Origin of the sequence: Sinomonas sp. G460-2, from assembly GCF_047759905.1 — a bacterium.
In the GTDB taxonomy this organism is placed as follows: domain Bacteria; phylum Actinomycetota; class Actinomycetes; order Actinomycetales; family Micrococcaceae; genus Sinomonas.
This window is the reverse complement of the sequence record NZ_JBKZWT010000101.1, coordinates 1-11,860: the sequence shown is the minus strand read 5'-3', so window position 1 is coordinate 11,860 and position 11,860 is coordinate 1. Positions and strand designations below refer to the sequence as shown.

The window sequence follows — 11,860 nt, the reverse complement described above, 5'->3', positions numbered from 1 at the left end:
CGCCCGCCTACGTCGACGCGACGGTCCCGCTCGCTGCCGCCGCGCGCCGGATCGTCTGGGGCAAGTTCCTCAACGGCGGCCAGACGTGCGTCGCGCCTGACTACGTGCTGGGGCCTCCCGCGGTCCTTGAGGCACTCGCCCCGGCGCTGCAGGCTGCCATCGCGGAGCAACTCGGGGACGGCCACGGCCTGCGGATGGTCGACTCCGGGCACTTCGACCGGGTGCGCGGGCTGCTCGCCGGCGAGGACGTGATCAGCGGCGGGCGGACCGATCGCGCGAGCCTCTGGATCGAGCCGACGCTCGTGCGGGCCCGGGCCGACTCACCGCTCATGCGGGAGGAGATCTTCGGTCCTGTTCTGCCGCTCCTCGCGGTCGACGACGAGGACGCGGCCCTCGCGTACCTGCGGCCGCAGCCCAAGCCGCTCGCGCTCTACGTCTTCAGCGAGTCCCCGGCCACGCGCCGGCGCTTCGAGCTCGAGACGAGTTCAGGCGCCCTCGCGTTCGGGGTTCCCGCGCTGCATCTCGGCGTGCCGGGCCTCCCGTTCGGCGGGGTCGGGGCGAGCGGCATGGGTGCTTACCACGGCGAGGACTCGTTCCGGACGTTCTCCCACGTGAAGGCCGTGCTCGACAAGCCGCTCGCCCCGGACACCCTCGCGGTCATCTACCCGCCGCACGGTCGGGTCAAGGACGCGCTTGCCCGCGGGCTCATCCTGCCGATCGTGCCGCGATTGCCGGCCGTGCCAGCGTGGGCCAGCGCCCGGGTCAGCGCCGCGCTGCAGCGGCGGCGCCACCGAGGCCTTTGAGCGTTTCCGCGACGAGGTCGAGGAACAGCCCGGTCTGCGTGTCGGACGATCCGCCGGGGCGCAGGGCGAAGATATTGCGTGCGAGCCGGATCTCGGGGACGTCGACGACGACGACCCCGGCCGGGCGGGACCGGAGCGCGAGTTCCGGGATGAGCGCGGCGCCGAGCCCGGCCGAGGAGAGGCCGAGGCTCGCGTTGAAGTCGTCGCTGTAGACCACGACGCGCGGCTCGAGGCCGCAGCTCGCGAAGAGGCGGTCGATCACGGCCGCATCGGCCGCGCCGGGATGATGGACGATCCACGGCATGCCGTTGAGCTGCGATGACGTGACCTGCGCGCCGTCGGCAATTCCCCACGAGGCCGGGAGCACCACGCGGAAGGGATCGTCCCCGATCCATTGGCGGTCCATGGTGTGCGGCCATGCGAGGCCGCTCTGCCCGACCTGGTAGACGAGGGCGACGTCGAGCTCGCCTCCCGTCAGGAGCCCCCGGATGGTCTCGCCCGGCTCGGCGACCGAGACGTGGAGATCGAGGCCGAGGCGGCGCCACGGTTCGCCACGGACGACGGCGGGGAGGACGTACGTCGCGAGGCTCGGGAAGATCCCAAGGCGCAGGAGCCGGCCGGCGGCTTCCGCTGCGCGGGCCGTGGCGGCCTTGAGCGCGTCGATGTCGGTGAGCACCTTGGTCGCGTGGCGCGTCATGACGACGGCGGCCTCGGTGGGCGTCACGCTCTTGGCCGAGCGGACGAACAGCTGGACCCCCGTCTCGCGCTCAAGGGCGGCCATCTGCTGCGACACGGCGGAGGCCGTGTAGCCGAGCCGCTGCGCCGCGGCCGCGAACGAGCCCTGGCGGACGACCTCGAGGAGCGTCTGGAGGTGGACAGGGTTCACCATCGGGGCGGCTCCTTCGGTGGGGCGGTGTGGTTCCGTGCGGGGGAGAGGGATCTCAGACTACGACACGCGCGGAAGGGCGGGCGTCGAGGCCGCCGCGCCGACACGCGACACGCCGTGAGATGAACGACACGCAAAATTTTTGGGTGTGCATCCAGCCCTCCACAGCCTGTGGAAGAGGGGGCGAAAAGGGCGGAATTTCGCGGGAGTCGGTGTGTGTTTACTGTGCAGTAAGTGTGGACTCCGAACGTTAAGAATGACATACTTGTAAGACATCATCTTGGGGTCCACGGCGGCACCCACCACTACATGTAGTGTGGAGAGCACGCCGGGCAGTCCGATCCACTTGGGGAAGGCTGCGGCCGAATGGGGGGCCCACAACGGGCCGAAGCCAGCAAGTCTTCCAGGAGGGAAGGAACCATGAACGTCACGGTTTATACGAAGCCTGCTTGTGTGCAGTGCAACGCTACTTACCGTGCCCTCGACAAGAAGGGCATCGCCTACCAGAGCGTGGACGTCACCCAGGACCCGGAGGCCCTTGAGCGACTCAAGTCCATGGGCTACATGCAGGCGCCCGTTGTCGTCACCGATGGTGGCCACTGGTCGGGTTTCCGCCCCGACAAGATCGAAGAGCTCGCCCTGGCGTCCTCGTCCGCGGTGGCCTGACCCGCCGTCGTCCGCTTCTCTCTCGCAGGGGGTGCTGAGGTGACCTCGCTGGTCACGGCCGCGGCAGGCGCCGCGGCATCGGGCGCTCAGCCCGAGCCCCGCCTCGCCTCGAGCCGACTCATCTACTTCTCGTCCGTTTCCGGCAACACCCACCGGTTTGTGGGCAAGCTGGGCCTCGACGCCGCACGCATCCCGCTCCACCCGCATGAACCGCCGCTCCGGGCTACGGAGCCGTTCGTGCTCATCGTCCCGACGTACGGCGGGACCGGGGGAGCCGGCTCGGTGCCGAAGCAGGTCATCAGGTTTCTCAACGATCCGCAGAACCGGTCCCTCATCCGGGGGGTCATCAGCGCGGGCAACACGAACTTCGGGGACAACTACTGCGCGGCGGGTGACATCGTCGCCGTCAAGTGCAAAGTCCCTCATCTCTATCGATTCGAGCTCATGGGCACGCCCGACGACGTGGCCCGGGTCACCGAAGGATTGGACGCATTTTGGACACGACTGTCGCAGAACCCGCAGTAGCGGCTGCGGACCCCAAGGAAATGCCCGCGAAGTACAAGGGCTTGGGCTACCACGAGCTCAACGCGATGCTGAACCTGTACGGCGAGGACGGCAAGATCCAGTTCGAGGCCGATCGCTACGCCGCGCGGCAGTACTTCCTCCAGCACGTCAACACCAACACGGTGTTCTTCCACGACCTGGATGAGAAGCTCGAGTACCTGCTCAAGAACGACTACTACGAGCGCGAGACCCTCGACCAGTACACGATGAACTTCATCCGCGAGCTCTTCAGCCGCGCGTACAAGAAGAAGTTCCGGTTCGAGACGTTCCTTGGTGCGTTCAAGTTCTACACGTCGTACACGCTGAAGACCTTCGACGGCAAGCGCTTCCTCGAGCGCTACGAGGACCGTGTGTGCATGGTGGCCCTCCACCTCGCGCGCGGCGACGAGCAGCTGGCCACCCAGATCATGGACGAGATCATCGCCGGGCGTTTCCAGCCGGCGACCCCGACGTTCCTCAATGCGGGCAAGAAGCAGCGCGGCGAGCTCGTCTCGTGCTTCCTCCTGCGCATCGAGGACAACATGGAGTCGATCGCGCGCGGCATCAACTCGGCCCTCCAGCTCTCGAAGCGCGGCGGCGGTGTGGCGCTCTCGCTCACGAACATCCGCGAGCACGGCGCCCCGATCAAGCAGATCGAGAACCAGTCCTCGGGCGTCATCCCGGTCATGAAGCTCCTTGAGGACTCGTTCTCCTATGCGAACCAGCTCGGCGCGCGGCAGGGCGCCGGCGCCGTGTACCTCAACGCGCACCACCCGGACATCTACCGCTTCCTCGACACGAAGCGTGAGAACGCGGATGAGAAGATCCGCATCAAGACGCTCTCCCTCGGCGTCGTGATCCCGGACATCACGTTCGAGCTCGCCAAGCGGAACGAGGACATGTACCTGTTCTCCCCGTACGATGTGGAGCGCGTGTACGGCATGCCATTCTCCGACGTCTCGGTCACCGAGAAGTACTACGAGATGGTCGACGACTCGCGGATCAAGAAGACGAAGATCAACGCGCGCGAATTCTTCCAGACCCTCGCGGAGATCCAGTTCGAGTCGGGCTACCCGTACATCATGTTCGAGGACACGGTGAACCGGGCCAACCCGATCGCCGGCAAGGTGACCATGAGCAACCTCTGCTCGGAGATCCTGCAGGTGTCCTCGCCGTCGATCTACAACGAGGACCTCACATACGCCCAGGTGGGCAAGGACATCTCGTGCAACCTCGGGTCGATGAACATCGCCAAGACGATGGATTCGACGAACTTCGGGCTCTCCATCGAGACGGCCATCCGCGCGCTCTCGGCAGTGTCCGACATGAGCGACATCCAGTCGGTTCCTTCGGTCGCGGAGGGCAACTCGAAGTCCCACGCGATCGGCCTCGGCCAGATGAACCTGCACGGCTACCTGGCCCGCGAGCGGGTGCACTATGGCTCCGAAGAGGGCCTCGACTTCACGAACATCTACTTCTACACCGTGCTGTTCCACGCGCTGCGGGCGTCCAACCTGCTCGCGCAGGAGCACGGCCACGCGTTCGGTGGCTTCGAGAACTCCAAGTACGCGTCGGGGGAGTTCTTCGACAAGTACACCGAGCAGGAGTGGGCGCCCACGACCGACCGCGTGCGTGAGATCTTCGCCGAGGCGAACGTGAACGTTCCCACGCAGGACGACTGGCGTGCGCTCAAGGCCTCCGTCATGGAGCACGGCATCTACAACCAGAACCTTCAGGCCGTCCCGCCGACGGGCTCGATCAGCTACATCAACAACTCGACGTCCTCGATCCACCCGGTCGCGTCGAAGATCGAGATCCGCAAGGAAGGCAAGATCGGGCGCGTCTACTACCCGGCGCCGTACCTGACGAACGACAACCTGGACTACTACCAGGACGCGTACGAGATCGGCTACGAGAAGATCATCGACACGTACGCCGCCGCGACCCAGCACGTGGACCAGGGCCTCTCGCTCACGCTGTTCTTCAAGGACACGGCGACGACGCGTGACATCAACAAGGCCCAGATCTACGCGTGGAGGAAGGGCATCAAGACGCTCTACTACATCCGGATCCGCCAGCTCGCGCTCGAGGGCACGGAGGTGGAGGGTTGCGTCAGCTGCATGCTGTGATAGTTGACTCTCGTTCCGCTCGAAAGGACCTCCCATGACCCCCGAGAAGCTCAAGCTCCTCGACCACGTCCAGGCGATCAACTGGAACCGCATCCAGGATGAGAAGGACGTCGAGGTGTGGAACCGCCTCGTGAACAACTTCTGGCTGCCCGAGAAGGTGCCGCTCTCCAACGACGTCCAGTCGTGGCACACCCTCACCGCGCAGGAGCAGCAGCTCACGATGCGCGTGTTCACGGGCCTCACGCTGCTCGACACGATCCAGGGTACGGTCGGCGCCGTGAGCCTCATCCCCGATGCGATCACGCCGCACGAAGAGGCCGTGTACACGAACATCGCGTTCATGGAGTCGGTCCACGCGAAGAGCTACTCGTCGATCTTCTCGACGCTGTGCTCGACCAAGGAGATCGACGACGCGTTCCGGTGGAGCCTCGAGAACGAGAACCTCCAGCGCAAGGCGCACATCGTCATGGACTACTACCGTGGCGACGAGCCGCTCAAGCGCAAGGTGGCCTCGACCCTGCTCGAGAGCTTCCTGTTCTACTCGGGCTTCTACCTGCCCATGTACTGGTCCTCGCGGGCCAAGCTCACGAACACGGCCGACCTCATCCGGCTCATCATCCGCGACGAGGCCGTGCACGGCTACTACATCGGCTACAAGTTCCAGAAGGGCCTCGAAAAGGTCTCCGAGGAGAAGCGCCAGGAGATCAAGGACTACACGTTCGAGCTGCTCTTCGAGCTGTACGAGAACGAGGTCCAGTACACGCACGATCTCTACGATCCCGTGGGCCTGTCCGAGGACGTCAAGAAGTTCCTGCACTACAACGCCAACAAGGCGCTCATGAACCTCGGCTACGAGGCCATGTTCCCCTCGTCGGTGACGGACGTGAACCCGGCGATCCTCTCGGCCCTTTCCCCCAATGCGGATGAGAACCACGACTTCTTCTCGGGGTCGGGGTCGAGCTACGTGATCGGCAAGGCCGTGAACACTGAGGATGAGGACTGGGACTTCTGAGAAAGTGATCTCAGCCCGGCGCCCGTAAGGGCTGATGGGAGGCCCGGACCTGCAGGTTTCTGCGGTTCCGGGCCTCTTTTCGTGCCTTCTCCCAACGGACAGAGGAGGCCAGAGATGGACATCAGCAGCCGTTCGACACGGCACGTGGGTGGCACGCGCGCACCCTCCGGACGAGAGCGGGGTGGTCGTCCGTCTGAAATCCGGTCACGGTATGCCACCGGCGTCGTGCCACAGCGTGCCACAGGAGGGGCAGTCTCCGGGGCGAAAGCCCAGGTGACAGCCGAATCTTGGGGGGTGGTGACTTCGAATGGCACGCAGTGGCACGGCGACCCGCGCGAGTCCGCTCGAGGCCACTGGAGGACACGATGAGCGCCACCACCACCAGAGGAACATCGGCATCCAAGCGGGAAGCGTGGGGGAGTCTCCGTAAGCTTCCATCCGGACGCTGGCAGGCTCGGTATCCGGCGCCGGACGGCGAGACATATACGGCCCGAACGGCGGACGACAAGCCGCTGACGTTCCTCACGAAGACCGATGCCCGCGCTTGGCTCGCCGGCGTACACACAAAGATCGCGCGCGAGGAGTGGGAATCGCCTTCGGTGCTCGCGGCTCGTCGCCGAGCGGAGGCCGAAATGGAGAAGGCTCGGTCCATAGGCTTCTCCGAGTACGCGGATCGCTGGCTCGCGCTGATACGCACCCAGCCGAACCGCAGCGGGAAGAAACGCGCCATCGGAACCATCCGCTCGTACAAGAGCAAGGTCGACGGCTACCTGATCCCGGAGTTCGGAGACACTCCAGTACGCCGGATCGACGAGGCGCGCATCCGCGTGATGACCGATCGCCTTGACGCAATCCCCTCGCCGCTGAATCCCAGGTCCAAGTTCAACGGCATCACACGGCCGGTGCTGATCGTCCTGATGATGATCCTGCGGCAGGCCGCGCGTGACGGAATCATCCCGGCCGCACCGAACATCTCGATTCCGAAGCAGCAGCCGGTGCGGCATGACGCCGACCACGACGACAGCGAGGACGTAGCAAGCCCGGAGCAGATCGAGGATCTGTACGCGGCAACGCCGAAGCAGTGGGCGATCATGGTGCTTTTCGCGGCGTGGTGCCAGCTGCGGCGCGGCGAGTGTCTGGGACTGCAACGCAGGGACATCGAGTGGCACGATGACGGTACTGCCACACTGCACGTGCGCCGGCAACTGAACGCGAACACCGGTGACTACTCGAGCGAGCTGAAGAGTGACGCCGGCAAAAGGTCTCTCAGCGTCCCGAGGATTATGCGTGACCGCCTCGAAGCGCACCTGCGGGACAACGTTGCGCCGGAGGCCAAGTCCCCGTTGATCCCAACGAACATCCGTGGCAGCGTTCCGCTGTCGAACACACGATGGGGATACGTCTGGGCGGACGCGCGGGATGCCGTCCCTGGCCTTCCGCCGAGGTTCCGATTCCACGATCTCCGCCACACGGGCTTGACGATCTTCGCCCAGGAGGGGGCGACGCTCGCCGAGCTGATGCGGCGTGGCGGGCACGCCGACATTCGCGTCGTGCTCCGCTATCAGCACGCCACGATGTCGCGCGACCGCGAGCTCGCCGATCGGATGAGCGACCGTGTTGCCGACCGGATCGCGACAGCGAAGAGGGGAGCGGGGGAGCCGCGGCCGGTCAGCGATGGCCACCTGTGAGGTGAGGAAACATCGCCGACAGGAGGGCAGCACCATGGCAGTTCAGATCCGTCCGGATAAGCGAGGATTGAGGCTTGCATCACTAGCCGACGCCGCGGAGCAGTTGGGGATATCCGTCAAGACACTTCGGCGCCGAATCTCGGACGGGACCGTGCGCGGCTATCGCGTCGGACGGCTGATCCGAGTCGATCCCGACGAGCTCCGTGAGCGGCTGGTCAGCGAGATACCGTCGGCAAAGTGACGAATGGGGGAGAGGAGGCGAACCTGAACGGTTCGCCTCCTCTCGTCTTCGTCGCCGCGCGGGAGCGCAGTAGACACGCCCTAGTTCATGGCAGTTCTTGGGTGGCTGGGCCGAGGCCTGCATAGAACGCATCCTCGGAGTGGCGGCGTTTGCGGACCTCGTCGAGCATGAACTGAACGAAGTCGTCGTCGCGGTTGGCGACAACGGTGTCCTCGACGGGTGTTGCCGGCATTTCACCTGGCCAGGCGGTCTGCCGGGTGGGTCGGTCGCGGTCGAGGCGGGTGCCGGACACGGCCACCCAGTCGCGCAGCCGCTGCCGGGCTTCGGCGAAGTCGCGGTGCCACCCCAACGGTGCGGAGCCGTTCTGCTCGGGGTTATAGGCGCAGAGCCAGTGCAGGTGGAGCGCCGAGAGTTCCCAGACCAGTTCGGGATGCCGGTGCCAGGCCGGCGGAATCACCGCGGCTGGGAGACCATAAGTGTGGCGAAGCCAGTTCACCCACGCGTTAAGCTCCAGCCATTCGGATTCCGCTTCGTCGGCGGTGAGCAGGTTCCAGTTGATCGGGTGCGGCGGCTCGGCCAAGTCTGGGCCGCCGTACTCGCCTATGTCGTCGGGCTCTGGCTCGTCCGGCTCGGGTGCCGTGTCACGGTTGGCCCTCATCCCGGTGGCCGTTCAGAGTCCGAGCGCCGAGGAGGCGTTTGCCGGGTCCCTGCGGGCCTCGCTCATCTGGGGGCCGGTGGCTGGGGATTCGCGTTCGGCGGCAGCCTGTGCCCGGCGGGTGCGGTCGACCTCGTAAGTGGTTCGGGCGAGGTTGTGCCCGATCTTCTTGGCCACGAATTCCTCGCTCTCGACGCTCTGCCCGTCGCGTTCGTGCTCGAAGGTGTGGGCGTACCCCTCGGCGACGAAGCTGTCGCCCTTCTGAAGCCGCTCGTACGCCCGCTCCGCCGTGGCGCGGTAGGCCACGAGGTCATGGAACGTCGGCTCGAGCTCTGTGAACGATCCGTCGGCCTCGCGCCGGTAGTGCTCCTGGCCGATGCGGGCATAGAACCTCGCGTCGCCTTTGGCCGTGTGGCTGAGCTGCGGCTCGGATGCGATGAACCCGGAGACGGATTGCTGTGTGTGGATCGCCATGGGACTGCCTTCCTGATCGGTGACGACTCGGATTGGGTCGCCCTTGTCGGGCAGGTGCGCCGCGACTCCCCGTAGTTGCGGATCAGGGTCCTGTCGGTCGCCGCAGGAGGGCTTCGATCTCGCTCCGGTCTGCCTTGAGCTGGGCGCCGTCGCGGCGGGCCGGCCACGGGTTCAGGTCGGCGATGATCGGGGGTGCCGAGCGGAGCAGGGTGATGCTTGCGCCGAACGGGAGGGTGCGGATGCGATCCGGCGGCAGGATCGGGACGCGGCGGACGGAGCGCTGGTTGGACCGGGAGCCGTGGTCGCCGATGGTAACCGCGTCGGTGTATTCGTCGCGTTCGCCGATGAGCGCGGAGAGGTCTTGGAGGTCTCGGCTGTTGGAGGCACCGCCGAGGATGATCTTCACGATGGAGGCGTCCCAGATCGCGTTGGCCTGGTTCTCGTTCCACCGGTCGCGGGCCTGGGCGAGGGACTGCAAGACCGGCATGGTCGTGATGCCCGTGCCGCCGCCCTCGGCCATGAGGGTGGGCAGGGAAGGGAGCGGGGCGAGGTTGGCGATTTCGTCGAGGGCGAGCAGCAGTGGTGGGTCGAGGCGCGCGCCGGGAGAGGAGGCGGCGAGGCGGCGGGCCGTCTCGGCGAGATCCTCGACGAACGCCGCGACGAGGGCAGCTGAAGCACCGGCGCCGGCCCCCGTGGCGAGCAGGTACAGGGTGCCGCGTCCGGTCAGGAACGCCTCCGGGTCGAAGTCCTCGCCATCGCGCGGTGAGACGGCGTCGAGGACGCGGGGGTCCGCGAGAGCGCCGAGCGCCAGGGAGACCCCTTGCCAGATCGAGTCCCGGGTGCGGGGGTCGGCGTCGATCATCGACTCCAGCGACTCAGCCCAGCCGGTCGCCGCGGACGGGCTGCCGTTCAGGATGGCGACGGCGTCCGCCGCGGCCGCGGGGTCAAGTGTCCACCGGAACAGCTCAGCGGCCGATCGGTGTTCGAGGGCGGCGGCGTGGAGGAGTCCCTGGAGCACCGTGCGCGTTTTTCCTTCCCAGAACCCGCCGGATTCGACGCCGCCGGCCGATAGACCGGTGGCGGACGCGAGGCCGGTCGCGCGGATCATGGCGGTCAGAGGGTCTTCGCAGCCGCGGACCGGCGACCAGCGGAGCCCGACAGGGAGGCCCTCGGTGAGATGCTGCGGATCGAACACCGCGACGGGGCCGATGCGCCGGCGGGCCCCGAGGGTCGCGGCGAGATTGTCGGGCCGGGTGCTCGTGGTGACGACGGCGCCGGGTGCGTCGAGGATCGCGTTGATCACGACGTGCAGGCCCTTGCCCGAGCGGGGCGGGCCGATGAGCAGGATCGAGTCCTCCGCCGAGGCCCACACCTGCTTTCCCCGGCTCGTCCCGAGGAGGTACCCGATGTCGTGGGGGCGGGGACGCTCGAGCGCGGGACGGATGTTCTCGGCCCGTCTCAGCAGGGCCTTCGCGGACGCCGCCCGGGCGATTTCCGCACCGGTCGCCGTTCCTGTGATCCGTCGCGGGTCCGTTTCCGTCTGCCGACAGTGCCGCCGTACCGCGATCCACACCCAGGCCCCGGCACCAGCGAGCCCGGCGAGAAGCAGTCCGGCGACGGCCCAGTAGGCGATCGGGTTCAGGCCGTCCGCACCTAGCGCCCCCGCCGGATCGCCCGGGTGGAACAGCACCCCGACACCCGAGGCAATGCCGGAGGCGGGCTGCGGGGAGCCGGTCAGGAACGCCGCCACCGCCCCCGCAGCCCGAAGGACGAGTGCGATGGCGAACAGGCCGACGAGGGCGAGGATCGCAACGTTGGCCAGCTCGTTCGCGGCCGATCCCCCCTGCCGGTCCTCCCCCCTCACCCGAGTCGCCTGATGACGAGTGTGCCGGAGGTCCGGCCGAGCAGGATGACCTCGCCGGCTCCTAGGCGTCCGGGGTCGAGCTTGGCCTGTGCCATCCCCGATGGGCCTGCATCGGTGTGTCCGACGATGACGGCGACCGCGACCTCTTCCGCCGGAAGGAACCCGGTTTCCTCGATCGTCGCGAACACAGGCGGGTCGGCTGTTCCGATCGCCTCCTCAACGGCGGCCTGCGCTTCCAGGGCCTTGTTGCGGCGGCGGGGGCCTGGGGTGATGAAATCGGTGAACACGGTGCCGTCGCTCTCGCGGACGTCGATTCGAGCAGGGGTCGCGCGGTCGCCGGTGGCGAGGTCGATGATCTGCCCGAGGGAGGACCGATGCCACGGCCCTGCGGACGGCGGCGGATCCAATGGTGCGCCGTCCACAGACGCGGTCAGGGTGCCGTCGGCATGGACATCGAGGACGAGGTTCGGAATGAGGGTCGGTCCCGAATCATGGTGGATCTTCTTCATGCCCGCTAGGTGCGCCGCCGGCTGCCGCAGGCCATGCGGCTGATTGTGCCGATGCGAACTCCCCCGGGGGTGGATCTCGCGTCGAGCGACCGTTGTAAGCGGATTCGGCCCGAGGTTGGTGCAGGTGATCCCGTTCGCCCCGCGGTCGTCAGGCGGTGCGGGGCTCGGACTTGGCGCGGGCCGCAGCGACGGCCTCGGCGAACGTGACCGTGCCGGCCACGGTGTGCTGGAAGCGTTCCCATTGCTCGCCCGTCAGGGCCGCGGCGACCTCGGCGGGGTCGCAGCGCTGCCACCATCCCGCGAGCTCGTCCCAGGTCAGCACGAACGCCCGGACCGTCATCACCGCCGCCGCAGGTGTGGGTGCGGGGCGGGGATGGGTGGCGTGCTTCT

The 11,860-nt window shown here is 67.1% G+C and carries 12 protein-coding genes and 1 pseudogene; 7 read left to right on the top strand and 6 right to left on the bottom strand.

Annotated features, from left to right (window positions below):
- Window positions 1–803 (top strand): aldehyde dehydrogenase family protein (locus tag ACLN58_RS11310; protein ID WP_415855356.1); only part of this gene is annotated, 803 nt, incomplete at its 5' end.
- Here the strand turns inward: ACLN58_RS11310 and ACLN58_RS11305 are convergent.
- Window positions 763–1,692, bottom strand: coding sequence for a LysR family transcriptional regulator (locus ACLN58_RS11305; RefSeq protein WP_415855355.1), 930 nt, complete (start codon window positions 1,690–1,692; stop codon window positions 763–765). The genes ACLN58_RS11310 and ACLN58_RS11305 overlap by 41 nt on opposite strands.
- A gap of 417 nt (window positions 1,693–2,109) precedes the next feature.
- Between ACLN58_RS11305 and nrdH the strand changes: the two genes are divergently transcribed.
- The 6 genes from nrdH (at window position 2,110) to ACLN58_RS11275 (ending at window position 7,968) form a co-directional block, all read left to right on the top strand.
- Entirely contained in the window at window positions 2,110–2,355 is a 246-nt protein-coding gene (gene nrdH / locus ACLN58_RS11300) for a glutaredoxin-like protein NrdH (protein ID WP_415855354.1), read from the top strand.
- A gap of 120 nt (window positions 2,356–2,475) precedes the next feature.
- A complete protein-coding gene (nrdI, locus tag ACLN58_RS11295) occupies window positions 2,476–2,880 on the top strand; it encodes a class Ib ribonucleoside-diphosphate reductase assembly flavoprotein NrdI (protein ID WP_415855358.1) in 405 nt (134 codons plus the stop codon).
- Window positions 2,881–2,900: 20 nt separating this feature from the next.
- Window positions 2,901–5,027, top strand: coding sequence for a class 1b ribonucleoside-diphosphate reductase subunit alpha (nrdE, locus tag ACLN58_RS11290; RefSeq protein ID WP_415855357.1), 2,127 nt, complete (start codon window positions 2,901–2,903; stop codon window positions 5,025–5,027).
- A gap of 34 nt (window positions 5,028–5,061) precedes the next feature.
- Window positions 5,062–6,039: a class 1b ribonucleoside-diphosphate reductase subunit beta gene (gene nrdF / locus ACLN58_RS11285; RefSeq protein ID WP_415855353.1), complete on the top strand. Its 978-nt coding sequence runs from the start codon at window positions 5,062–5,064 to the stop codon at window positions 6,037–6,039.
- Window positions 6,040–6,404: 365 nt separating this feature from the next.
- Window positions 6,405–7,727, top strand: a complete 1,323-nt coding sequence (locus tag ACLN58_RS11280) for a tyrosine-type recombinase/integrase (protein WP_415855352.1) — start codon at window positions 6,405–6,407, stop codon at window positions 7,725–7,727.
- A gap of 34 nt (window positions 7,728–7,761) precedes the next feature.
- Window positions 7,762–7,968 carry a helix-turn-helix domain-containing protein gene (locus ACLN58_RS11275; RefSeq protein ID WP_415855351.1) on the top strand — a complete coding sequence of 69 codons (207 nt, stop codon included), beginning with the start codon at window positions 7,762–7,764 and terminating at the stop codon, window positions 7,966–7,968.
- Window positions 7,969–8,053: 85 nt separating this feature from the next.
- On the opposite strand, the gene ACLN58_RS11270 is transcribed toward ACLN58_RS11275, so the two are convergent.
- From ACLN58_RS11270 to ACLN58_RS11250, 5 genes and pseudogenes are all read right to left on the bottom strand, one after another.
- On the bottom strand, window positions 8,054–8,626 hold the full coding sequence (locus ACLN58_RS11270) for a hypothetical protein (RefSeq protein ID WP_415855350.1): 573 nt from the start codon (window positions 8,624–8,626) through the stop codon (window positions 8,054–8,056).
- Between the two features lie 12 nt (window positions 8,627–8,638).
- Window positions 8,639–9,097, bottom strand: a complete 459-nt coding sequence (locus ACLN58_RS11265; protein ID WP_415855349.1) for a single-stranded DNA-binding protein — start codon at window positions 9,095–9,097, stop codon at window positions 8,639–8,641.
- A gap of 82 nt (window positions 9,098–9,179) precedes the next feature.
- Window positions 9,180–10,961, bottom strand: coding sequence for a type IV secretory system conjugative DNA transfer family protein (locus tag ACLN58_RS11260; RefSeq protein WP_415855348.1), 1,782 nt, complete (start codon window positions 10,959–10,961; stop codon window positions 9,180–9,182).
- Complete coding sequence (locus ACLN58_RS11255; RefSeq protein WP_415855347.1) at window positions 10,958–11,470, bottom strand: hypothetical protein; 513 nt, start codon at window positions 11,468–11,470, stop codon at window positions 10,958–10,960. The genes ACLN58_RS11260 and ACLN58_RS11255 overlap by 4 nt, the downstream gene beginning before the upstream one ends.
- A 148-nt stretch (window positions 11,471–11,618) precedes the next feature.
- Window positions 11,619–11,860, bottom strand: a pseudogene (locus tag ACLN58_RS11250) (chromosome partitioning protein ParB); the annotation flags it as partial.